At 70.0% G+C, this 22,941-nt stretch carries 22 protein-coding genes; 9 read left to right on the top strand and 13 right to left on the bottom strand.

Annotated elements, in window-relative coordinates:
• Positions 1-16: 16 nt before the first annotated feature.
• Together IEZ21_RS41635 and IEZ21_RS41640 are read right to left on the bottom strand one after the other, a co-directional pair.
• The gene (locus IEZ21_RS41635) at positions 17-1,885 is read right to left on the bottom strand and encodes a ricin-type beta-trefoil lectin domain protein (RefSeq protein WP_189327021.1); all 1,869 of its coding nucleotides are present in this window, start codon (positions 1,883-1,885) and stop codon (positions 17-19) included.
• A 257-nt stretch (positions 1,886-2,142) separates the two neighbouring features.
• Complete coding sequence (locus IEZ21_RS41640) at positions 2,143-3,063, bottom strand: helix-turn-helix domain-containing protein (protein WP_189327022.1); 921 nt, start codon at positions 3,061-3,063, stop codon at positions 2,143-2,145.
• A 64-nt stretch (positions 3,064-3,127) separates the two neighbouring features.
• On the opposite strand from IEZ21_RS41640, the gene IEZ21_RS41645 reads away from it, so the two are divergent.
• Positions 3,128-3,961, top strand: coding sequence for a phytanoyl-CoA dioxygenase family protein (locus tag IEZ21_RS41645; protein WP_189327023.1), 834 nt, complete (start codon positions 3,128-3,130; stop codon positions 3,959-3,961).
• A gap of 437 nt (positions 3,962-4,398) precedes the next feature.
• Here the strand turns inward: IEZ21_RS41645 and IEZ21_RS41650 are convergent, their stop codons facing one another.
• Positions 4,399-5,046: an HAD-IA family hydrolase gene (locus tag IEZ21_RS41650; protein ID WP_189327024.1), complete on the bottom strand. Its 648-nt coding sequence runs from the start codon at positions 5,044-5,046 to the stop codon at positions 4,399-4,401.
• A 10-nt stretch (positions 5,047-5,056) separates the two neighbouring features.
• Positions 5,057-6,076 carry an NAD(P)-dependent oxidoreductase gene (locus IEZ21_RS41655; RefSeq protein ID WP_189327025.1) on the bottom strand — a complete coding sequence of 340 codons (1,020 nt, stop codon included), beginning with the start codon at positions 6,074-6,076 and terminating at the stop codon, positions 5,057-5,059.
• Positions 6,077-6,222: 146 nt separating this feature from the next.
• On the opposite strand from IEZ21_RS41655, the gene IEZ21_RS41660 reads away from it, so the two are divergent.
• The 3 genes from IEZ21_RS41660 (at position 6,223) to IEZ21_RS41670 (ending at position 9,305) form a co-directional block, all read left to right on the top strand.
• Positions 6,223-7,053: an endo alpha-1,4 polygalactosaminidase gene (locus IEZ21_RS41660; RefSeq protein WP_189327026.1), complete on the top strand. Its 831-nt coding sequence runs from the start codon at positions 6,223-6,225 to the stop codon at positions 7,051-7,053.
• 254 nt (positions 7,054-7,307) lie between these two features.
• The gene (locus tag IEZ21_RS41665; RefSeq protein ID WP_189327027.1) at positions 7,308-8,768 is read left to right on the top strand and encodes an aldehyde dehydrogenase family protein; all 1,461 of its coding nucleotides are present in this window, start codon (positions 7,308-7,310) and stop codon (positions 8,766-8,768) included.
• A 90-nt stretch (positions 8,769-8,858) separates the two neighbouring features.
• Positions 8,859-9,305: a nitroreductase family deazaflavin-dependent oxidoreductase gene (locus tag IEZ21_RS41670; RefSeq protein ID WP_189327028.1), complete on the top strand. Its 447-nt coding sequence runs from the start codon at positions 8,859-8,861 to the stop codon at positions 9,303-9,305.
• A gap of 152 nt (positions 9,306-9,457) precedes the next feature.
• Here IEZ21_RS41670 and IEZ21_RS41675 read toward each other — a convergent pair whose 3' ends face one another.
• Positions 9,458-10,396, bottom strand: a complete 939-nt coding sequence (locus tag IEZ21_RS41675) for a cation diffusion facilitator family transporter (RefSeq protein WP_246568741.1) — start codon at positions 10,394-10,396, stop codon at positions 9,458-9,460.
• Between the two features lie 132 nt (positions 10,397-10,528).
• On the opposite strand from IEZ21_RS41675, the gene IEZ21_RS41680 reads away from it, so the two are divergent.
• From IEZ21_RS41680 to IEZ21_RS41690, 3 genes are all read left to right on the top strand, one after another.
• Entirely contained in the window at positions 10,529-11,545 is a 1,017-nt protein-coding gene (locus IEZ21_RS41680; RefSeq protein WP_189327030.1) for a glutathione S-transferase family protein, read from the top strand.
• 65 nt (positions 11,546-11,610) lie between these two features.
• On the top strand, positions 11,611-11,916 hold the full coding sequence (locus IEZ21_RS41685) for a DUF4235 domain-containing protein (protein WP_033319009.1): 306 nt from the start codon (positions 11,611-11,613) through the stop codon (positions 11,914-11,916).
• A 71-nt stretch (positions 11,917-11,987) separates the two neighbouring features.
• Complete coding sequence (locus IEZ21_RS41690; RefSeq protein ID WP_033319010.1) at positions 11,988-12,449, top strand: peroxiredoxin; 462 nt, start codon at positions 11,988-11,990, stop codon at positions 12,447-12,449.
• Positions 12,450-12,503: 54 nt separating this feature from the next.
• Here IEZ21_RS41690 and IEZ21_RS41695 read toward each other — a convergent pair whose 3' ends face one another.
• On the bottom strand, positions 12,504-12,896 hold the full coding sequence (locus IEZ21_RS41695) for a VOC family protein (RefSeq protein WP_189327031.1): 393 nt from the start codon (positions 12,894-12,896) through the stop codon (positions 12,504-12,506).
• Between the two features lie 323 nt (positions 12,897-13,219).
• Between IEZ21_RS41695 and IEZ21_RS41700 the strand changes: the two genes are divergently transcribed.
• The gene (locus tag IEZ21_RS41700; protein ID WP_189327032.1) at positions 13,220-14,251 is read left to right on the top strand and encodes a 7-epi-alpha-eudesmol synthase; all 1,032 of its coding nucleotides are present in this window, start codon (positions 13,220-13,222) and stop codon (positions 14,249-14,251) included.
• 93 nt (positions 14,252-14,344) lie between these two features.
• Here IEZ21_RS41700 and IEZ21_RS41705 read toward each other — a convergent pair whose 3' ends face one another.
• Genes IEZ21_RS41705 through IEZ21_RS41725 form a run of 5 tightly spaced genes read right to left on the bottom strand, consistent with a single transcriptional unit; the run spans position 14,345 to position 18,656 of the window.
• Positions 14,345-15,598, bottom strand: coding sequence for a cytochrome P450 (locus IEZ21_RS41705; RefSeq protein ID WP_189327033.1), 1,254 nt, complete (start codon positions 15,596-15,598; stop codon positions 14,345-14,347).
• Positions 15,595-16,215 carry a GTP-binding protein gene (locus tag IEZ21_RS41710; RefSeq protein WP_189327034.1) on the bottom strand — a complete coding sequence of 207 codons (621 nt, stop codon included), beginning with the start codon at positions 16,213-16,215 and terminating at the stop codon, positions 15,595-15,597. The genes IEZ21_RS41705 and IEZ21_RS41710 overlap by 4 nt, the downstream gene beginning before the upstream one ends.
• Positions 16,196-16,567 carry a DUF742 domain-containing protein gene (locus IEZ21_RS41715; RefSeq protein ID WP_033319015.1) on the bottom strand — a complete coding sequence of 124 codons (372 nt, stop codon included), beginning with the start codon at positions 16,565-16,567 and terminating at the stop codon, positions 16,196-16,198. The genes IEZ21_RS41710 and IEZ21_RS41715 overlap by 20 nt, the downstream gene beginning before the upstream one ends.
• Entirely contained in the window at positions 16,564-16,974 is a 411-nt protein-coding gene (locus IEZ21_RS41720; RefSeq protein WP_033319016.1) for a roadblock/LC7 domain-containing protein, read from the bottom strand. The genes IEZ21_RS41715 and IEZ21_RS41720 overlap by 4 nt, the downstream gene beginning before the upstream one ends.
• Positions 16,975-16,979: 5 nt before the next feature.
• Positions 16,980-18,656, bottom strand: a complete 1,677-nt coding sequence (locus IEZ21_RS41725; RefSeq protein WP_189327035.1) for an ATP-binding protein — start codon at positions 18,654-18,656, stop codon at positions 16,980-16,982.
• Between the two features lie 370 nt (positions 18,657-19,026).
• Between IEZ21_RS41725 and IEZ21_RS41730 the strand changes: the two genes are divergently transcribed.
• Positions 19,027-20,532 carry a cytochrome P450 gene (locus IEZ21_RS41730; RefSeq protein ID WP_189327036.1) on the top strand — a complete coding sequence of 502 codons (1,506 nt, stop codon included), beginning with the start codon at positions 19,027-19,029 and terminating at the stop codon, positions 20,530-20,532.
• A 28-nt stretch (positions 20,533-20,560) separates the two neighbouring features.
• On the opposite strand, the gene ccrA is transcribed toward IEZ21_RS41730, so the two are convergent.
• On the bottom strand, positions 20,561-21,865 hold the full coding sequence (gene ccrA, locus IEZ21_RS41735; protein WP_189327037.1) for a crotonyl-CoA carboxylase/reductase: 1,305 nt from the start codon (positions 21,863-21,865) through the stop codon (positions 20,561-20,563).
• A gap of 51 nt (positions 21,866-21,916) precedes the next feature.
• The gene (locus tag IEZ21_RS41740; protein ID WP_189327038.1) at positions 21,917-22,921 is read right to left on the bottom strand and encodes an alpha/beta hydrolase; all 1,005 of its coding nucleotides are present in this window, start codon (positions 22,919-22,921) and stop codon (positions 21,917-21,919) included.
• Positions 22,922-22,941: the final 20 nt, after the last annotated feature.

Raw genomic sequence — 22,941 nt, forward strand, 5'->3', positions numbered from 1 at the left:
GGCGGTGCCTTTCGGGTCATCGTCGGCCGTCCGCGCCTCCGTAGCCTCCGAAGCCGTATCCGCCGCCTCCGAAGCCGTACCCGCCGTCGCCTCCGCCGTCGTACCTGTCGTCGGAACCGTCGTTCGGGCAGAAGTAGCCGTAGCAGGGCTGGTCAGGGTCGGGCGTGGGGGTCGACTCGGACGGCGTGGGCGTGGGCGTTGGCGTCGGAGACGGTGTGCGGCCGGGGGTGGGCCGCGCGCTGCGCGTCGGCTCCGGCGAGTCGCCGTCCGTGTACGCGTTGATCCACTCCATCTGGAGCGAGTCCACCGAGGTGTCGAACTGCCAGTGCTGGATTTCGCTGTCGTCCCGGGTTTTGAGGACGAGGTCCGTCTTGCCTTCCGGTGCGGCGGGTGTCAGGGCCAGTTCCGTGCGTGCGAGCGGCACCAGGCTGTCGTCGAGGGTGAGGTCGTACCGCACGTTCTTGGTGTCTTTCTTGGTCCGGCCCTCGCACTTGCCCAGCCGGACCGAGGAGGCGAGGCGGGAGTCGAGGCACAGCTCGGGGACGTCGAGGCTGCGGAGGAGGCCATTGCTCTCGTACGACCACTGCTGCCGGGCCGAGGAGGTGCAGGTGGTGAGCACGGCCTCCGCGTCCTTGACCGCCTTGCTGCCGGCGATGCCGACGCACAGATCGTTCCCGGCATTGCGCAGTCTGCCGCTCACGGTGCCGGACGGCGAGTCGTCCGAGCCGGCTCTGGACGGATCGGCACCGGGCGCCTGGGAACCGGGTGTCCTGGACACCGTCCCCGTTCCCGCGTCGGAGGGAGGCCGAGTGTCGTCCCTGTCGCCGGCCCACAGGGCGAGCGATACGGCGACGCCCGCGCTCACGGCGAGCGCGGCCAGGGCGAGGGTTCTCCGGCCGCGCGAGCGTCTTCTGGGCTCGAGGGAGTGAGGCTCCGCGGGGTGGGGCTCCGTGGGAGGAAGGCCGAAGTGCTGCTCGGTGGGGTCGTCGGGGTACGGGGAGGCTTGTGCCTCGTGGTGGTAGGCGCCCGCGGGCTCGGCGGTCCAGGATTCGCCCGAGGTCACGGCCACGACCGGGCCCGGCGGCGGCTCCTCCAGGAGTGGGCCCGTGGGTGCCCGGGCCACGACGGGGCCCGCCTGCGCTTCCTCGAAACGGGCACGGCGGCCGGGCCGGGAGTCGAGATAGGGCCGCGCTCCCCAGCCGAGCACCGCCTCGGCCAGCAGCACCGGCAGCCGACCGCCGGACTGGTCCAGCTGGTCGGCCGCGTACCGGCAGTACCCGCATTTGTTCATGTGCCGCAGCAGGTCGCGGCAGGTATCGCTGCCGCGCCGGAGCGAGGCGTCCAGCAGTCGGTTGTAGCGACGGCACTCCTCCCGGGGGGCGAGTTCGCTGTGCGCCTCGAGAGTGCCCGCACGCAAGAGGTCACGCGCCCGCTCCAGCTGTGCGGGAGCCTCGGCGGCGGTCAGGCCGAGCAGTTCGGCCGGTATCGCGAGGTCCTCCGCCTCGACTTCCGCGTGCCACAGAATGCAGCGGGCGGGCTCCGGCAGCTCCTGAAACGCGCGGGACACCAGGCGCCGGTTCTCCGGCGGAAGAAGCCGTGCCGTGGCGCGGTCTCCGTCCTCGGGGCCGGAGTGGAGATCGGGATGGAGCTGGGATCGCCGGTGGTCCGCGTCCCATTCGGCCGCGATACCGCGCACGGTGACCAGCAGCCGCGGCAGCCACGCCACAGTCGATCCCGTCCGCCGTTCGTATTCACCGAACGCCCGTGTGAATGCGGCGGTGGTGAGCATTCCGGCGTACTGCGTACTACTGGTGCACAGTCGCGCGTACGAGTGGACCGCTGCCCAGTGTCGCGCCAGCAGTTGCTCGTCCGTCGCGTCGCTCACGTGCACTTTCCTCCGAAGACCCTGCCGAAATCAGTACATACCGCCCGGTATGGAATTACCACACACCACCAAACGCACCCTTGCACAGCACGCCGTCCCGGTACAAGCGAAACCACTCAAGGCCCGCTTCTACCCGAGTAGTTGGAGCGGTCAAAACGTCAACGAGAGTTCGTCGCAAGGTGATTCGAATTTCATTTCTCGAAGTTACCTGAAGTATGTGCCGATTTGCCGTCCAGGAAGGGCAGACGTCGGATGTTCTACGGGGCGCGGAGTCCGGCCCGATACGCACCGGGAGGCGTCCCATAACGCTGTCTGAAGACGCGGTTGAAGTGGAACGGGCTGGTGAAGCCGGAGGCCGCCGCCACCCGTTCCACCGGCAGGTCGGTGGCCTCCAACAGCCGGGCGGCGTGCAGCAGTCGTGCGGCGAGCAGGGCCCGCATCGGGGACTGGCCGAGCTGCTGACTGAACAGGTGCGCGAACCGGGAGGGCGACAGCGACACGCCCGCGGCCAGCGACTCCACGGTGTGTGGCGCGCCCGGGTCCGCCGCGATCAGCGCCTCGGCCCGGCGGATCCGTACGTCGATGCCGGACCGCTGCGGCTCCGGGCGCGCGGTGGCGGCCGTGAGCAGCACGATCGACTCCAGGGAGCACAGGGCCAGTTCGCGGGCCGCGGCTCCATGGGCGACGGCGATCTGACCGGCCGCTGCGGCGCCCGGCGCGGCCGTCCGGCCGGGCGGTGCGCCCTGACCCGTCCACCGCGCGTCGGCCAGCATCCGCCGGAACGCCGACTCCACGCGTTCGTGCACGCCGCCCGGAGCCGGCGGCACCACGTACAGCCGGTCCCCGCGTGCGTACGGCCGCAGCCAGCCCGCCCACGACGGCCTGGCCTGGCAGTGCACCCACCAGAACGCCCAGTGCCGCGCGCCCGGCGCGACCGCGTACCGATGGGGAACGTCCGGTCCGAGGACCACCAGGTCACCCGCGCCCGCCCGCGTTTCGACGGCGCCCTGGCTCAGCCGTCCGTGCCCGCCCGTGGTCCAGGTGAACAGCCAACTGTCCGCGCCACGCGGCCGGTTGACGTTGTAGCCGGGCCGCTCGTCGAAGCGGCCGACGGTGACAAGACCCGGCGGCGGGGCCGGGGCAGCAGGCTCGGGCAATCCCTCAGCGTTCACGGGCATCCTCCCGAAAGACGCGGCGGCCTAGCGTGGGATGGACGGAGCCTGAGCCGGAAAGGGTGAACGCATGACAGTCACGGACATCGGCGCCTTCCATGAGCCCATCCTGCCCGAGGCCGGCCACCGGCAGTTCGAGGAGGACGGCTTCACGGTGCTGCGCGGACTGTTCGGCCGGGACGAGATCGCCGAGCTGAACGCGGAGTTCATGGCCCTGCACGCCGCCGGTCCGGTGCCCGGCCACTTCGAGCCGCGCGTCTCGGAGACCCTGGGGCCCGCCGATCCGCTGCACCGCTACCCCCGCGTGATGCACCCGCACCGCATCAACGACCTGGCGCTGCGTTTCCTCCTCGAACCGCGGCTGCGCGGCGTCTTGGAGCCCCTCTTCGGCGAGGAGGTTCTCGCCGCCCAGAGCATGTTCTACTTCAAACCGCCGGGCGCCCGGGGCCAGGCCCTGCACCAGGACAACTTCTATCTCCGTGTCGATCCGGGCACCTGCGTGGCCGCGTGGATCGCCTGCGATGTGATCGACCGCGAGAACGGCGGCCTTGAGGTCGTTCCCGGCACGCACAAGATGGACCTGTTCTGCCCGGAGGAGGCCGACGAAGGACTGTCGTTCGCGCGGGAGTACGTACCGCCGCCGGCCGGCCTCGCCGCCGTGCCGGTCGACATGTCGCCGGGTGACGTCCTGTTCTTCAACGGCACGCTGGTGCACGGCTCGCAGCCGAATCGCTCCGCTGACCGGTTCCGCCGGTCGTTCATCGCCCACTACGTGGGGCGGTCGGCCGAGTGCATCGGGAGCCACTACCGCACGCTGACGATGAGCGGTGATCCGGTTCCGCTGCGGGAGAGCGAGGGGGCGGGGCCTTGCGGCACGGAGTTCGCTCCAGCGGACCCGCACTGAGCGCTTTTGGCTGCGGGTGTGTGGGTGGCTGGTCGCGCCGTTCCCCGCGCCCCTGGGTGGGTCGGGGTCGTGGGCCGGTGCGTCAGCCCGTCGCAGGGCGGGCATACGACCCTGGCCTGGTACAAGGCCCTGGTCCTCCGAGACCGAAGCTAAGCGACGGGCATACGACGCACCGGCCCACGACCCCTCCCGCCGGAGGGAAACCGCGGGTCGTTGGGGGTACGGGCTTCCCCGGGGCGCTGGCTCCTCGGGGCGCGGGGAGCCGCAGGCTTTTGCTTTTCAGGGGCGCGGGGAACTGCGCGACCAGCCACCACGCACCCGCAGCCGCGACACGCAGTGTCGCCCCCCACCCCCTGGCGGGGGGCCTGGGGGCGCAGCCCCCAGTTTCGGGAAGGGGCGGGGCTGGGGAAAGGAACCCTCCCCCACCCCGGTAGGCGTCAGGACCGCAACAGTCGCGCAGCGGTTAGGTCCAGGACGCCGTCCTGCCAGGTCAGCCCTCGCAGGTCGGGCACGACGACGGAGACGTCCGTGTCCAGGCCGCGCGGGCCGACGCCAATGACGTACGCCCCCGCCGTGGCCCCCGCGGTCGCGCCCGCGACGCTGTCCTCGAACACGACGGCTGTCGCCGGGTCGATCCCGAGCTTCTCGGCCGCCGCCCGGTAGCCGTCCGGGGCCGGTTTGCCGTGGGTGACGTCGTCCGCGGTGATGAGTACGAGTGGCAGCGGCAGGCCGGCGGCGGTGAGGCGGGCCCGGGCGAGTGCGGTGACGCCGGAGGTCACGATGGCCCAACTCCCTTGCGGCAGGGCCGTGAGGAGGTCGAGGGCGCCGGGCAGTGCGGTCGTGAGGGCGGCGGCCTCGATTTCCAGGCGGTCGATCTCGGCGAGCGCCGCGGGCCGCTCGGCCGGATCGTCGACGAGCAGCGCGACGGTGTCGGCGGAGCGCCGCCCGTGCACCATCGCGGTGACCTCCTCGGCGGGCAGGCCGCGTTCCCGGGCCCACCGGCTCCATGCCTGGTCGACGCCCGCGTCGGAGTCGACCAGGACGCCGTCGTTGTCGAAGAGGAGGCCTTGGCAGGGAATCTTCATGCGGGGTCCTTCAGCTGACGGGACGGTTGCGGTAGCGGCCGACGAGTTCGCGCGCGGCGACCTGCATTCGGGCGGGCGGCAGGCCCCGGGCGATCAGGGTCAGGTCGTCGACCACCATGTCGCCGATGGTCCAGAACGCCTCCGGGATGCCGCCCGCGCGGTGGGCGGAGAGCACCAGCCCTTCCAGGCCGCGAGCGGGGTCGTCGGCGGCGACGGGTTCCTCGGGCCAGACGTCGATACCCGCCAGCAGCCGGCCCTCGGCGACCCGCGCGAGCAGAGCCGGGAAGTCGACGACAGGTGCCCGGCTGATGAGCATGAGCCGGGCACCGTCCGGCAGCAGGTCCAGTTCACGCTCGCCGAGCAGATGGCGGCTCTCGTCGGTGACGGTGGCCAGCACGAACACGAACCAGCTGCGGGTCAGGGTCTCGTCCAGCGTGGCGGGCACAAGGCCCTGCTCGCGCAGGACGGCGGGCGGCAGCCAGGGGTCGTACACCCGAAGGGTCGGGCGGAAGGCCGCCAGCAGCGGGTGGAGGGCACGGCCGAGTTGGCCGAAGCCGATCAGGCCGATGTCCGAGCCCTGTAGGAGTACGGCGTCGGCGTTGCCCTCGTACACGTACCGCTCCCGTCCGGCGCGGAAGGCGCGGTCCTCGCGGCTGATGCCGCGCGCCAGGTCGAGGGCGAGCCCGAGTGCGTACTCGGCGACGGCCTGGGCGTACGCGGGGCCGCAGTTGAGGAGGTGGATGCCGCGCTCGAAGCAGGAGTCGTAGTCGACGTGCGGGTAGAAGTTGCCCTCGACGTTGAGTACGGCCCTCAACTTCCCTGCCCGGGCGAGCCGTTCGGCCGGCAGCTCGGGCTGCCCGACCACGGCGAAAGCATCGGGCAGGGCGTCGTCGAGGGCCGCTTCGGAGTCCGGTTCGATGACGGTGAAGCGGTCGTGCAGCCGGGTGAGCGCGTCCGGCGTGAAGATGCGGTCGGTGGGGTGGGGGGCGGCGCGCAGGATCACGAGCGGCTTGTCCGGGGTGCTGCTCACGGCTCTCCTTGCATCCGTACGGGAACAACGGGCGGCGACCTCCCGAAACGGTAACCGGGTCTGAGACGGGCCGCTGCTGTGCCAACTTGACGTGTGCGTTGCCCGCTGGCTTTGATCCTCGCGTGTCGAGGCGCGCAGGACTTCCGATGGACCGAACAGGCATGCCCGTCAAGCGCGTTGCCGCTGTCCTGGTCGCCCTTGTGACGCTGGCCGCCTGTACGTCCGGGTCCGGCGAGGACACGGGCGACAGCGCCGCACCGCCGAAGCCCGGGAAGGTTCGGCTGCCGCCCCGGAACGCCGGCTTCGACTACCAGATCGGCGGCGCCTATCCCCCGCCGTCCGGCGTCCGTGTCATCGCCCGCGACCGTGCGGCGGACCCCGCTCCGGGCCTCTACAACATCTGTTACGTCAACGCCTTCCAGGCCCAGCCGGACGCACGGGACGACTGGCCCGCCGACCTGCTGCTGCGCGACAAGAAGGGTGCGGTCGTGATGGACGGCGACTGGGACGAGGCGCTGCTCGACATCGGCACGCCGGCGAAACGGAAGCGTATCGCCGTCCGGATCAACCAGTGGGTCGACAACTGTGCGGCCAAGGGGTACGACGCCGTCGAGCCGGACAACTACGACAGCTACACCCGTTCCCGAGGCCTGCTCACCGCGGACGACGCCATGTCGTTCATCAAGCTGCTCTCGTCACACGCGCACGCCCGCGGCCTGGCCGTCGCGCAGAAGAACACCGTGGAGCTGGTCGGCCTCAGGTCCCGTACGGGGCTGGACTTCGCGGTGGCGGAGGAGTGCGGTGCGTACGACGAGTGCGGCGCGTACGCGGAGGCCTTCGACGACCGGGTCGTGGTGATCGAGTACACCGACCGCGGTCTGGAGAAGGCCCGTTCGGGCTTCGGTGACCGGTTGAGCATCGTGCGCCGGGATGTGCAGGTGTCGACGCCGGGCGACGACGGCTACGTCCGCGAGTGAGTCAGCAGCCCGGCGACTCCGGCAGCGCGGACGCCGACGTGGAGGAAGGGTTTCCGGGCTGGATCAGGCACCCTGGAAACCGTGCTCGACAGACCGGGGGTCCGGCGCACGGTTGATCAACGTCGCCGATTGACTGCGACCATGGCACGCTGCAGAATCAATCCAACATTCAACGAAGAAATGTTCACCAGGCGGACAAACGGCTGAGCCTCGGGGGCCTGGTCGTCTTGCCCCGCACGACGGGAAGAGCCCCCATGACCCTCCATCGTGATCTGCTGATCGGCGGCAAGGACCTGCCCGCCGCCTCCGGCCGTACCGCTGAGGACGTGAATCCGTACAGCTCCCAGGTGTACGCCACGGTCGCCGCGGCCGGCGTCGAGGATGTCACGCGCGCCGTGGACGCCGCGGATGCCGCGTTCGCCGGCTGGGCCGCGACCAGCCCGGTGGTCCGGCGCAAGATCTTCCTCGACGCGGCCGACCTGCTGGAGTCCCGCGTCGAGGACGCCGTACGGACGATGGCGGGCGAGGTCGGCGGGACCCGGCCCTGGGCCATGTTCAACGTCGGCCTCGCCGCGAACATGCTCCGTGAGGTCGCCGGCGCGGTGACCGCCCCGCGCGGCGAGGTGCTGAACGCCCAGACGGAGGGCGCGCTCGGCCTCGCGGTCCGGGAGCCCGTCGGCGTCGTGGCGGCGTTCTCGCCGTGGAATGCGCCCGTCATCCTCGGCGTCCGCGCCGTGGCCGCCCCGCTCGCCGCGGGCAACACCGTGGTGATGAAGCCGAGCGAGGACGCGCCGCTGGCCTGCGGTCTCTTCGTCGCGGACGTCCTGCGGGACGCGGGCCTGCCCGACGGCGTACTGAACGTGATCACCAACGCCCCCGAGGACGCGGCCACGGTCGCCGAGGCGCTGATCGCCGACCCGCGTGTACGGTCGGTCAACTTCACCGGTTCCACCGGCGTCGGCCGCATCATCGGCGTCCACGCGGCCCGGCACCTCAAGCCCGCGGTCCTCGAACTCGGCGGCAAGAACTCCGTGATCGTGCTCGCGGACGCCGATGTCGACTACGCGGTCGACGCCGCCGTCTTCTCCGTGTTCATGAACGCCGGCCAGATCTGCATGTCGGCCGACCGGCTCCTCGTCCACGAGAGCCTCGCCGAGGAGTTCACGGCCAAGTTCGTCGCGAAGACCGAGTCGCTCGCGTCCGGCGACCCTGCCAACCCGTACACGGTGGTCGGCCCGCTCGTCACCCCGGACGCCGCCCGCCGGGTCGCCGCGCTGGTCGAGGACGCCGTCGCCAAGGGCGCCACCGTACTGACCGGCGGTACGGCTCCCGAGGGTGCCGTACACCCGGCGACCGTACTCACCGATCTGCCGGAGAACGCCGAGCTGTACCACGGCGAGGCCTTCGGCCCGGTCGCCGTGATCAGCACGTTCGCCACGGACGACGAGGCGATCGACTTCGCCAACGCCACCGAGCACGGGCTGACGTGCGGCATCATCACCGAGAACGGCACCCACGGGCTGAAGGTCGCCCGCCGGATCCGTACCGGCATCGTGCACGTCAACGACCAGTCCGTGGCCGATGAGCCGAACGCTCCCTTCGGCGGCTTCAAGGCCAGCGGATACGGCCGGTTCGGCGGGCGCTGGGGCATCGAGGCGTTCAGCAACACCCGGTGGGTGACGCTGGCTACGCAGCACGCGCACTATCCGTTCTGAGCCGTTCGTTTCACCGGGTGCTGTGGGGTAGTAAGTGGTGAGTGCGCCTCCGTGGTGGTTCACCACGCATACGACGATGGGAACGATGGCATGCCTCTTGAAGGTGAGTACGAGCCCAGCCCTTCGGGGTGGGTACGTGAGCAGGTGGAGTTGATCGAGAGCTCCGGCGGGACGCAGGGGACGACGTTGATGGACACGGGAATGCCCGTGGTCCTGATGACCACCCGAGGCGCCAAGAGCGGCAAGCTGCGCAAGACACCCGTCATGCGCGTGGAACACGAGGGCACGTACGCCGCCGTCGCCTCCCTCGGCGGCGCCCCCAAACACCCGGTCTGGTACTACAACGTCAAGGCCGACCCCCACCTGGAGCTCCGGGACGGCACAGTCGTCAAGGACATGACGGCACGCGAAGTGGCCGGCGAGGAAAAGGCGGTGTGGTGGGAGCGCGCCGTCGCGGCATACCCGCCCTACGCCGACTACCAGAAGAAGACGGACCGCGAGATCCCGGTCTTCGTACTGGAACCGGTCGACAACTGATCCTGTAGCCACGGTGCTCGGCAGGCCCTACCGGTTCCTTCGATCCAGTAGGCATGAAGCGCCGTGCGCCGGGCACACGACCCTCAGGCCCCGCCGCGCTCCCCCGTCGCGGCGGGGTCGCCCGCTGTCCGGGACGGGGGCGAACCCGCAGGTCAACTGCCTCGTGGCTGACGGCGGGCGGTTCGCTTCGCGGTCAGTGCGTCCGTGATGTCGAGGAAGATCTGGTCGGCCTCCGGGATCGCGTAGGACACGGTCCGCTTGATGCGTTCGGCGACCAGTTCGACCTCTTCGCTGTCCAGGCCGGGGGTCAGGTCGATCCGGGCGGCCACCAGGGTCGAGTCCAGGCCCAGCTCCATCGTCAGCAGGGACTCCACGGAGTCGATCTCCGGCTGCGCCTGAAGCAGGGCACGGATACGGCGGCTCTGCTCGGGGTCCGCAGCCCGGCCGATCAGCTGGTCGCGGGCGTCGCGGCCCAGGCGGTACGCCACGTACACGAGCAGCGTTCCGATGGCGCACGAGGCCAGTGCCTCCCAGACGACCTGGCCGGTGGCCATGTGGAGCGCCATCCCGGCGATCGCGAGGGTCACGCCGAGCACGGCGGTGCCGTCCTCGGCCACGACCGTCCGCAGCGCCGGGTCACGTGCCCCGGAGGCGCCGCCCTGGATCCGCACCTGGTGCAGGGCCCGCAGCAGGGAGATCCCCTCGGAGACGAGGGCGACCCCGAGGACGACGAGCCCCGCCACGTAGCCGTCGTACGACTCCGCCGCGCCCCTGCGCAGGGCTTCGAAGGCCTGGAAGAAGGAGAAGCAGCCGCCCATCACGAAGATGCCGACGGCTGCCAGGAGCGACCAGAAGAAGCGTTCCTTGCCGTAGCCGAAGGGATGGCGGCTGTCGGCGGGACGCCGGCTGCGGCGCAGGGCGGCGAGGAGGAACACCTCGTTCATGCTGTCGGCCACGGAGTGCGCCGCCTCCGACAGCAGTGCGGGCGAGCCCGCGACCAGGCCGCCCACCGTCTTGGCCACGGCGATCACGACGTTCGCGGCCAGCGCCACCAGCACGGTGACACGGGTCCTGCGGTCCGAGGTGGTCAACGGCTTACGGCTCACTTCGGCCGATTGCCCCAGTCGGGCGCCCTCACACGGAGGTGAGCGCCGAATTCGGGGAACTCCTGTCATCAGGGCAGGTCGGCGCACACCTCAGGAAGGACAGAAGGGACAGCAGCCATGAGCGACACCGACGGTAACGAGGCGTACGGCAGGAAATCGTTCAAGCGGTCCAAGAGCCACTTCACGGACCGCATCACGGCGGACGCCCGGGAGGGCTGGCCACTCGAGGCCGGACGCTACCGGCTGGTCGTCAGCCGGGCCTGCCCCTGGGCGAGCCGCGCGGTGATCTCCCGGCGACTGCTGGGCCTTGAGGACGCCCTGTCGCTGGCCATCGCCGACCCCATCCAGGACGACCGCAGCTGGCGTTTCACGCTGGATCCGGACGGCCGCGACCCCGTGCTCGGCATCCGCTTCCTCAGCGAGGCGTACGACGCACGCGAGACGGACTATCCGGGCGGCGTCAGCGTCCCCGCGATCGTGGACGTGCCCAGCGGCCGCCTGGTCACCAACGACTTCCAGCAGATCACCCTGGACCTGGCCACCGAGTGGACGGCCCTGCACCGGGAGGGGGCGCCGGACCTGTATCCGGCCCGGCTGCGCGACGAGATCGACGAGATCATGGAGGAGGTGTACGAGGACGTCAACAACGGGGTGTACCGGGCCGGCTTCGCCACCGAGCAGGAGGAGTACGCGGCGGCCTGTGAGCGGCTCTTCCGGCGGCTGGAGCTGCTGTCGGCGCGGCTCGCCCGCCGGCGCTACCTGGTCGGCGGCACGATCACGGAGGCGGACATCCGGCTGTTCACCACGCTGGTCCGCTTCGACGCCGTCTATCACGGCCACTTCAAGTGCAACCGCTGGAAGTTGACGGAGGATGAGGTGCTGTGGGCGTATGTCCGCGATCTCTACCAGACGCCCGGCTTCGGCGACACCGTCGACTTCGACCACATCAAGCGGCACTACTACCAGGTCCACACGGGCATCAACCCGACCCGCATCGTGCCGCTCGGCCCCGATCTGTCCGGCTGGCTGACGCCACATGGCCGCGAGGAACTCGGTGGCCGCCCGTTCGGCGACGGAACCCCGCCGGGGCCCGTGCCCGAGGGCGAGCGGGTCCCGGCAGCCGGGCGGCCCTGACCCGCGCGGACAAGAACACGGTCAACGACATATTGACAAAGGCATAAGGACACAAGGAGTCAGCGATGCCGAAGAAGCAGAAGAAGATGAAGCTGCCCCTCGCCTACAAGCCCCTCGGTTTCCTCCTCGGCTGGACGAGCGGAACCCTCGCCACCACGGCCTTCCAGAAGACGTGGAAGGCGATCCGGCACGAGGACGACGCTCCCGACGCGCTGGACAAGGAGCGGAGTTGGGGCGAGATCCTGCTGGCCGCGGCCGTCCAGGGGGCCATCTTCGCCGTCGTTCGCAGCGCCGTGGACCGTACGGGTGCCGCGTTCATCGAGCGCAGGACCGGAGTGTGGCCGTCCGGCGAACAAGGAGGCCGGGACTGAACTCCCTTACCGTCGCGTAAGGTTGGCTTCCGGATCGACGGTCGGAAGCCGGGTAGGCAGGAGAACGAGCTGTGAGCAACCAGCCAGAGGTGGGCGACACCGTCGAGGACTTCGCGCTGCCCGACGAGACCGGCGCCTCCCGGAAGCTCTCCGAGCTCCTGGCCGAGGGTCCTGTCGTCCTCTTCTTCTATCCGGCCGCTCTCACACCGGGCTGCACCGCCGAGGCGTGCCACTTCCGCGATCTGGCCGCCGAGTTCGCCGCCGCCGGGGCTCGGCCGGTGGGGATCAGCGGCGATCCGGTCGACCGGCAGCAGGAGTTCGCCGGGAAGCACACGCTCGGGTTTCCGCTGCTGTCCGACCCGGACGGCGCGATCCGGGAGCGGTTCGGTGTGAAGCGCGGTTTCACGATGGCGCCCACGAAGCGGGTCACCTTCGTCATCTCCCAGGACCGGAAGGTACTCGAGGTGGTGCGCAGCGAGTTCAGGATGAGCGCGCACGCGGACCGCGCCCTGGCGGCCCTGCGCTCAGCCTGACTGCCACTCTGCGTTCGGCCCGACTCGGCTGCGCTCAGCCCGACTTGGCGGCGCTCAGCCCGACTTGGGCGCCGTGGCGCGTGTGCGGCGCAAGGTGAAGGAGTGGCCGGCCGGATCGGCGTATCCCCGCTCCTCGAAAGGGCCGGACGCTTCCTTGGTCTCCAGCGGCCGTCCGCCGAGTGACACGACCCTGCGCTCCGCCTCGTCGAGGTCCTCCACATGGAAGTCCAGGTGGGCCTGGAGGGAGTTCTCGGGGCGCGGCCAGCTCGGCGGAGTGGCCGCCATGTCCCGGCGGAACGCCATCCGGATCCCGTCGGCACCCTTGATCTCCACACGGTTCGCGGACGCGTCCGTCTGCTCGGCCTCCAGCAATTCCTTGTAGAACAGGGCGAGTTTTTCGGGCTCGGCACAGTCCAGCACCACGACGCCTGCCACTACGAGTGCCATGTCTCCTCCGTACGGGGACCGAACGCGGCGGCGTTCCCACCCGTCGCCCCGTCGTCCACGGGTACCCCGCGCCGCGAAATCAGTCGTCCACGACCCGCTGCCCGGCCGGCGCAGGCTTTTGGCCAAGATCGTCTGAAGAGTAACCAAGGTCACGGTGAAGTCACGAAGGTCACGGCATAGATCATTTCCGATCAGGGCAGCCTCGTAACGTAATCGAGTCAACTTTCGTCTCGAGAAGCGCAGTTCGAGTCAGCGGGGATCGGTTCCGATCTCTCGCTCGCAGGGTGGGGGGCCCTGTGATTCGTCTTCAAGAGAGGATGCGAATGCCGCAGGACGTCAAATTCGACCTCCCCTTCACCACCCCCATCAGCGAGCATCTCGAGTACGCCCGGGCGCGTCATCTGCGCTGGGTCTGGGACCGTCGTCTGGTCCGCAGCAAAGAGGGTTTCGAGGAGTACCGGTCCTGGGATCTGCCCCAGGCCGCTGCCCGAACGTATCCGCACGCCTCGGCCGAGGACATGGTCGTCCTCATGAACTGGTTCTCGCTGGCCTTCCTTTTCGACGACCAGTTCGACGCCGGCAGGCCGGACCGCGCCGACCGGATAGCGGACGTGGCGCGCGAGCTCATCGTCACGCCACTGCGTCCCGCGGGGAGCACGCCCCGGGTGGACTGCCCGATCACGGTGGCCTGGGCGGAGGTCTGGGCGCACCTTTCGGAGGGCATGTCGCTGACGTGGCGTACGCGATTCGCGGCCTCCTGGGGCCGGTTCCTCGTGGCTCACACCGAGGAGGTCGACCTGGCGGCCCGCGGCCTGGAGGGCACGCTCGGTCTTGAGGAGTACGCCGAGTTCCGCCGCCGTACGGTCGGCATTCACCACAGCATCGATGCCGGTGAACGCAGCCGCGGCTTCGAGGTTCCGGCGCAGGTGCAGGCCCATCCGCTGATGATCGGGATGCGGGACCTGGCCGCGGACACCATCGGCTTCATGAACGACATCCACTCCTTCGAGCGCGAGAAGCGCCGAGGAGACGGACACAACCTGATAGCCGTGCTGCACCGGGAGCGCCGGTGCAGCTGGCAGGAGGCGGCCGACGAGGCGTTCCGGATGACCACGGACTGCCTCGAGGGGTACCTCGAACTGGAGGCCCAGGTACCGAAGATGTGCGACGAGCTCGGCCTGGACGAGGATCAGCGGGTCGAAGTGCGGATGGGCGTCGAGGCCATCCAGCACTGGATCAACGGCAACTACGAGTGGGCCCTGACCTCGGGCCGGTACGCCGCGGACAAGGAAAGCCCGGCGGCTGCCGCCGAGTTGGCGGGCCGGGGGTCGCTGGACGACTTGCTCGCGGTCTGAGACGTACGGCGCTTACAGGCACGTGGGAACGGTTCGGCCGGCCACCCTCGTTGGTGACCGGCCGAACGGACTCTCAAGCCGCCGTACGGACTTCTACGCGGTGAACTCCACCGGCAGCCGATCCAGTCGCGCCTCCCACGTGGAAGCCGTCGACGTGAGTTCCTCGGGCGCCACCGCGAGGCGCAGACCCGGCAGGCGATGCAGCAGGACGTCGACGGCCGTCTCGATGATGGCCTGGCCGATGTTCTGCCCCGGGCACTCGTGCGGGCCGCCGCTGAAGGCGAGATGCGACTGGTTGCCGTGCACGGAGATACCGACGTCGGGCCGGACCTCCGGGTCGACGTTGCCCGCGGTCAGGCCGAGCACCAGCAGGTCGCCCTCCTGGAGCTGGTGTCCGCCGAGTTCGAGGTCGGCGGCGGCGAACCGGCCCGGCAGGACGGCCAGCGGCGGGGTGTTCCACATCACCTCCTCGACGACCGCGGAGATGTTCAGCTGCCCGCTGACAAGACCGGCGAGCCGGGTGGTGTCGGTGAGCACCAGTTGCAGCACCCTGGCGAGGAGGTTGCTGGTGGTGATGTGCGCGGTGATCAGCACCAGTCGCAGGTGGCTGAGGACCTCGTCGTCGTCGAGGCCGGCGTGGTGCTCGAGCAGCCCGGTGGTGAAGTCGGAGCCGGGTTCCAGGCGCTTGCGCTCGGTGAGTTCGCCGAGGATCTGCATGATGCGGTCGTTGTGCAGGACGGCGTCCTCGCCGCCCTTGAGTACCTGCGCGGAGGATTCGGCCAGCCGCCGCCCCTCCCCCTCCGGGAGTCCGTAGATCCTGGTGAGTACGAGCATCGGCAGGTACTCGGCGTACTCGGCCACGAGGTCGGCGCTGCCCGTGCCCGCGAAGGCGTCGATCTGCTTGTTCGCGAAGTGCGTGACATGGCGACGTATACCGCGGCCCGTCACGGCCTGCAGGTTGTCGGTGACGGCGCCGCGCAGCCTGCGGTGCGGTTCGCCGTCCTGGGACACGCAGTCCGGTCGCCAGCCCAGCATCGGGATCAGCGGTGAGGTGCTCTCGACGCGGCCCTCCTTCCAGTCCCGCCAGATCCGCGCGTCGCGGCTGAACTGACGGGGGTTGTCGAGGACCCGTCGGTTCTCCCGGTAGCCGAGCACCAGCCAGGCGGGGATGTCGCCCTCAAGGAGTACGGGTGCGACCGGCCCGTGTTCCTTGCGCAGCCTGGCGTAGATGCCGTGCGGGTCGCTCGCCGCCTCGGGCCCGTAGAGGCGGGTGAAGTCGTCTCCCCCACCGTGCGCGACGGGGCAGCCGCGCGGGGCGTCCGAACCGTTCGAGGGCTGATCGGTCATCGGGTCTCCAGAGCGACGGCAGAGCGTTCCTTGAGATGACGTATCAGGGCGATGAGTACGTCGCGACTTGATTCCCGGTCGCGGGCGTCGCAGGCCACGATCGGGGTGTGCGGGGAGATGTCCAGGGCGTCCCGGATCTCCTCGACCGGGTGGTCCTTGGAGTCGGGGAAGACGTTGAGGGCGATGACGAAGGGGACGTTCTGCCGCTCCATCTCCTCGATGGCCCGGAAGCTGGAGGCCAGCCGACGGGTGTCGACCAGGACGACGGCGCCGAGCGCGCCCTTGAACAGGCCGTTCCACAGGAACCAGAACCGCTCCTGCCCCGGCGTCCCGAACAGGTACAGCACCAGCTGCTCGTTGATGCCGATCTTGCCGAAGTCGAGGCTGACGGTGGTCTCCTGCTTGTCGGCCACCCCTATCAGGTTGTCGACGCCGGCGCTTGCCTGGGTCAGCGTCTCCTCCGTGGTGAGCGGCTTGATGTCGCTGACCGAGCGGACCATGGTGGTCTTTCCGGTGCCGAATCCGCCGGCGATCATCACCTTCACCGAGCGGGCACCGGCCGGCAGGGTGCCGTCGGCCGCGTGCCGGTCGGGATGGTCAAAGCCTTTCAAGTCCACTGAGTACCTCCTCAAGGAGCGCGAGGTCGGGCCCGCGACCGGCGCCGGACGCCGGGATGGGATCACGGGCTTCGATACGGCCTGCGGCCAGCAGATCGGTCAGGAGCACCGCGAGAATGTTGAACGGCAATCCGAGGTGGGCGCCGAGTTCGGCGACCGACAGCGGATCGCGGCAGCGCCGGAGGATCTCCTCGTGCTCGTGCTGCATGCCGGGGACGGCGGCGGCACGGGAGATGATGAGGGTCGCCACATCGAGGCTCGACGCCGAACCGCCCGGTCCGCTGCGGCCGCCTGTGAGGACGTAGTAGCGCTCCAGACCGGACGGGTTCAGGGGTCGACTGGGACCACTCATCCAGAGTGCTCCTCCAGGCGCGGAGTGGTCCCGAGGAGCTCACCCATTCTGCGGGCCAGGTCCCTCATCTGATGGCCGAGCAGGCCCTGGTCGAGGCCCTCCCTGGCGAGGACTCCGAGGTACGTCTCCACGCCGGCCCGCACCACGAAGAGGTGGCCGCCGTCGACCTCGATCATCGCGAGGCGCAGCTGCCCGGCGTAGGCGGGGAACTGCCCGGCGACCGGCTGTGCCAGCGCCTGCAGTCCCGCCACCACGGCGGCGAACCGGTCCACGTCGTCGGGGTCGTCGGCGCCGTAGGAGGTGATGGCCTTTCCGTCGCTGGAGGCCACCAGGGCGAAGCGGATCTCCTTGATGCTCTCGACCAGGTCGCGGAGCGCCCAGCTCACATCGGTTCCCTGTTGCGTCATGTGGACTAGTCGCTCTCTTCAGTGCGGTGCTCGGTGGACTCGCGTCCCGCGTCGGACTCATGTCCCGCGGTGGACCCGGGTCCGTCGGTCGGCTCGCGTCCGGCCGTGGCGAAGGCGGCCAGGCCGGCGAAGGACGCGTCCGGTGGCACGGCGTGCGAGGCCGTGTTCACAGATGTCGCGGCCGCCTCGTCGCGTACGACCGGCTTCGGCCGTCCCGGTTCCGTTCCCGGCTCCGTGCGCCTGCGGCGCCTGGGCAGACCGCCGGGTGTGGTGTCCCCGGCAGCCCAGCCGTCCCCGGTCTCCTCGGCCGAGGCGTGAGCGGGCTCGGCCTCGGCGGCCTCAGTGCTCGGCGCCGCGGACATGGCGGAGACCTGTGCGGCCGGAGCCGGGGTCGTGACGGCGGTGGGCAGCGGGCTGAAGTACTTGTGCGGTACGACCACGACGACCGAGGTGCCGAGCCAGGGCGAGTCCGCGAACGTGACCCTGATGCCGTAGCGGCGGGCCAGTGCGCCCACCACGCGCAGGCCGAGGTGGGCGTCCTCGGACACACCGCCGAGACCGGGTCCCGTCGCTTCGCCCGCGAGCGCCGCGAGCGCCTCCTGCTTCTTCTCCTCGTTCAGGCCCTTGCCGGAGTCCTGGATCTCGATGCCGACGCCGTTCGGCACCTCCTTGCCGGAGACGACCACGGGCTCGGTGGGCGGCGAGTAGCGCGCGCCGTTGTCGAGAAGGTGGGCGAAGATCAGCGTGAGGTGGTCCACCAGACCGCCGTCGACGCCGAGTTCGGGCAGATGGCGGACCTGGACCCGGTCGAAGTCCTTGATCCGGCCGATGCCGCCGCGGACCACGCTGAGCAGCCGCTGCGGCTCCTGCCACTGCCGGCCGGGCCGGTCCGAGCCGCCGAGCACGCCGATGCTCGCGGCCAGACAGTCGGCGGGGCCGATCTCCTGGTCGAGTTCCATCAGGCCCTGGGCCACGGCGGGCAGCCTGCCGTGCTCGCCCTGCATCTCGTGCAGGCGGCCGCGCAGCTTGCTGGTCAGCACGTGGATACGGCTGCCCATGCTGATGACGGCCTGTTCGGCCGAGGTGGAGCGGTTGAACTCCTCCTCCACGCCGATCAGCGCGGTCCTGAGCACCTTGCGCAACTCGGCCCGCAGGTCGGCGCTGACCTCCGCGTACTGGTTGACGGTGGGCAGCACGTCGTCGATGGCCTCACCGCTGCGCAGCCGCTTCAGCGCGTCCGGCAGCTGGGTGTCGGCGAGCAGCGCCACGGCGGCCTGCTGGCGGTCCAGCTGCACCTGCCAGGCCTGGGCCTGTTCGGCGATCCGCGCCTCGTACGCCTGGGCCTGCTCGCCCAGTTGGGCGTCGCGGGCCGCGCGGTCGGCGGCGTACTTCCGCTCAAGACCGGCCACATGCTGCTGCCACTGCTGGGCGTGCTCGGCCTGCGCGGTCCTGAACTCGCCCGCGCTTCGGCGCAGTTGGTGCTGGGAGCGAACGAGTAAACGTACGCAGAAGGCACTTGCCGTCGTCGTCAGAGCCCCGGCGACGATCGCGGCTATTCGGGTCTGATCGGATTCCGCGAAAGCGGCGACCACGGTCCCGGCGCCCAGGCTCAGGGGCAGCAGCCACCAGCCGTACCAGGAGACCGGAGCCCGCGCCGCCGGTGGCGGAGTGGCAAGTTCCATCTGCATCCTTCGAAGCAACACGGTTGAACAGGGGGGGTGGAGAAGCTCGGGGACGCACTCGACACGCGGCGGTCAACCGCGCGGCGGGCAGCGTGGACAGCGAGCCGACAACGGAGTGCTACCGCGCCAACTCGCCGCGCCACAAGGAACCTTATCGGGTCTGATCTCCTGACTATCAACCTCCCGGCCCACATCCATACGGCTTTCACCACGCTCCTACCTGGGACGTTCGAGTCGACAAATCCCTTTACCCGTCTCCCCGACCCTTCATGACGGTGTGACACAAGCGCGCGGATACGCCATGGGACACACGGGCATGCATTCCAAGATCGCCCCTCCTGCCCCGGGTTGACCTTGAGGAGATGTACCAATGAGCGGCATATCAGGCACTTCCGCGGCGGCTCCCACCGCGCCCGGTCGCCTGCCCCTGATCGGGCACGGGCACCAACTGGCCAGACGTCCCCTGGAGTTCATGGACTCGCTGCGCAGTCAGGGCAGCGTCGTCAAGATCCTGATAGGACCTACCGCCGCCTATGTGGTCACCGATCCGGCCGTCACCCGCCGGGTGCTGGTGACTGAGGTCGACGCGTTCGCCAAGGGCGGCAAGATCATCGATGCGCTGCGGGTGTTCTTCGGCGACGGGCTCGCCACGATCGCCGACGGGGACCTGCACCTGAAGCACCGGCGGCTGATGCAGCCCATGTTCAACAAGGCACACATCGCCACCCGGGGCGACGTCATGATCAGCCACGTACGGACCGCGACCGAGGCGTGGGCGGAGGGGGTCGCGCGGGACACGTACGAGGACATGAACGATCTGACGCTGTCGACCTTCCTCGTGGCGCTCTTCGGTTCGGGACTGCCGGATCACGTCGAGGGGGAGTTCCAGAGCCTCATGCCGGCGATCATGCGCGGCACGATCCGGCAGACCATCCTGCCTGGCTGGGTGACGAAGCTGCCGCTGCCCGCGAACCGTGCGCACGAGCAGCGGGTCGCGCGCCTGCGGGCGCTCATCGACCAGGCCATCGACCATCACCGCGCCCAACTGGCCGCGGCGCCGGACACGTCGGCCGGGCCACCCGCCGGCTGCCCCGCGCACGCGGGCAGCTCGACGGACGGACCGACAGACAGCTCGACGGGCGACTCGACAGGCGGCTCGACGGGCAATTCGTCCGAGGGCGGCCTCTTCTCCACCCTCCTCACCGCCGACGACCCCGAGACGGGCCCTTTCTCACGCCAGCAGCTCCAGGACGAGGCGATCACGCTTCTCACCGGCGCCATCGAGACCACGGGGACGACACTCGCCTGGACCCTGTACGAGATCAGCCGGAACGCGGAGATCGAGCGGCGGCTGCACGACGAGCTCGACGCCGTGTGCGGCGACCGGCCACTGCGCCAGGAGGACGTGGGCTCGCTGCCGTACATGCGCAGCGTCCTCAAGGAAGCGATGCGCATGTACGGCCCCGCCTGGCTCGTCACGCGCACCACCACGCGCCCGGTCGTCCTCGACGGACACCCGATCCCCGAGGGCGCGGACGTCGTCTACAGCCCGTACGTCCACCAGCACGACCCCGACGTCTACGCCGACCCCAAAACCTTCGACCCGGACCGCTGGGAGCCGGAGCGCGCCAAGAGCATCGACCGCACCTCGTTCCTCGCCTTCGGCGACGGCCGCCGCAAGTGCATCGGCGAGGAGTTCGCCTGGACCGAGCTCCTCATCGTCCTGGCCACCGTCGTCCAGCGCTGGCGCCTGACCCTGACCTCGGCTCCCCCACGCCCGCAGGCCATCGTCACGGTCAAGCCGGACAAGCTCTCGATGACACCGCAGCTGAGGGTGCCAAAGACGACGGAGGAGAAGGCGGAGCAACCCGTCTGATGGCGCGGGTATCGCGTGTATGACGCGCTCACGCCTGAGTCATGAGGCGTTCCCGGCGCTCGGGGTCACCGACTCCGAGGCCGGGGGCGGGCGCCAGGGAGAGGACGCCGACCTTGCCGAGGTGCTCGTTGTTCTGGACCAGCCGGGCGGCCTCCGCCGTGGCGGTGAGAGGGTAGGTCTCGGTGAGCGCGGGGGCGATGTGGCCGAGGTCCAGGAGGCGGCCGACGGCGGCCTGTTCCTGCAGGTTGGAGCCGTGGCTGCCGATGACGCGCTTGAGCCGCATCCACAGGTAGCGGTTGTCGAACTCGTGCTGGTAGCCGGTGCTGGAGCCGCAGGTCACGACCGCGCCACCACGCCGTACGACGAACACGGAGACCCCGAAGGTGGCCCGGCCCACGTGCTCGAAGACGATGTGCGGATCCTCGCCCGTCGCGGCCCGGATCAGCTTGCCGAGCCGCTTGCCGATCACCGTGGGATCGGCGGGCGCCTCACTGCTGGTGAGACCGATCTCCTCCCGGTTGATGACCACGTGACAGCCCAGACTGCGGGCGTACTCCGCCTTCCGCTCATTGCTGACGACGCCGACGGCGATCCCACCGCCGTTACGGACGAGTTGGACGGCGTACGCCCCGAGCCCGCCGGCCGCTCCCCAGATCAGCACCACATCGCCCTGCGTCATCCGGGCGCCCCGGTCGCTGACGAGCATGCGGTACGCCGTGCCCGCGCACAGCGGGTTCGAGGCCGCCTCCTCCCACGTCAAGTGGGCTGGCTTGGGCAGGAGTTGGCTGGTGCGCGCGACGCAGTAGTGGGCCAGTGCGCCGTAGTTGGTCTCGAAGCCCCAGGCCAGCATGCCCGAGCCGAGCATGCCGTCGGCGTGGGTCGCCGGGTCCTCCTCGTCGACGTACACCGGGCTCACCACGACCTGGTCGCCGACCCGCCACCTGCGCACGCCAGAGCCGGTGCGCACGACGACCCCGGACGCGTCCGAGCCGATCACATGGAACGGCTGGTCGTGCCGGGCCGCCCAGCGGTCCTGGCGGCCGAAGTGCTTCAGGAAGGTGAAGGTCGGGATGGGCTCGAACATCGCCGACCAGACGGTGTTGTAGTTGATGCCGCTGGCCATGACGGCCACCAGCACCTCGTTCGGGGCGAGTTCGGGCATCGGTACGGAGCCGAGGTGGATGGACTTGCGGACGTCCTTGTCCGCGACTCCGGTGAAGCTGTCGATGTCCTCCGCCCTCAGATGGGCGGCGGTGTAGTGACCGGGCAGGGGAAGCTGTTCCAGTTCGGCACGGGTGGCTCCCGCCACCACGGCATGGGCCAGGGCGTCCATGGGGGTTCCTCCTTGTGGGCCTTGAACGGGTGTTGAGGGGCCTTGAAGGGTTCAGCGCAGGCCTAGGCCCGCTGCGAGCGTCGGCCACGAGGCCTTGAACTCCTGCCGCCAGTTCGGCCAGTTGTGCACTCCGCCGTTGTAGAAGTGCACCTGCGCCGGGATGTTCAGAGCCTCCAACTGCCTTGCGAATCGGTGCGCTTGGGACCACAGCACGCCTTCGAGCACCGCACCTTCGATGTTGCCGAGATCGTCACTGGGCAGTCCGCTGCCCTGGGAGACATACAGCTTGGTGCCCTTGAGGTGCCGTGCCTGGGCGTAGGGGTTGTGCCGGGTCCAGTTGTCACGCTGGAACAGCGGGCTGCCCCACAGCGTCTGGGGCGGCAACTGTTCGCGGGCGACGATCGCGTTGAGGACGGTGGGCATGCCGAAGGCGGTGGTGTCGAGGATCCCGCTGTACGAGGCCGCCGCCCCGAAGGTGCCGGGGTGCCGCGCGGCGAAGGCGAGGGCTCCGTAGCCGCCGGTGGAGACTCCGGCGACGGCACGCTTCGTGCCGGCCCTGAATCTCTGCGCCAACAGCCCCATCAGCTCGTCGACTTGGAACGTCTCGTAGTCCGGTGCGTCGGCGCTGCCGTTGTTCCACCAGTCGGTGGGGATGCCGGTGGGGCCCGAGGAGGGCATCACGGTGAGGACGTCCTTGTCCGCCGTGAAGGCGGCGACGTCCGTCTCGCGGGTCCAGGAGGTGTAGTCGTCGTGGGCGCCCTGGAGGAGGTAGAGGACGGGCCAGGTGCGGTTCGGCTGCGCGGCGTAACGCGTCGGCAGGATCACGCGTACGGGCAGGGTGGCGCCGACCGCCGGGGAGTCGACCATGAGGTCCACGGTGCGGGCGTCCAGCCAGTTCTCCCCCACGATGGCGGCGCCGTCCGCGTCTGCCGCGGTCGCCGCCGTGGGTGCCGCGGACGACTGCGGGGCGAGCACAACTCCCGTGCCGAGCAGGGAGGTTGTGAGCGCGAGGGCGAGAGCGCAGCGACGCTGCAGGCGCGGTATCGGACGCGGCATAGGTGTAGTCCCTTCAGGAT

This window comes from Streptomyces flaveus, assembly GCF_014647675.1.
Classification (GTDB): Bacteria; Actinomycetota; Actinomycetes; order Streptomycetales; family Streptomycetaceae; genus Streptomyces; species Streptomyces flaveus.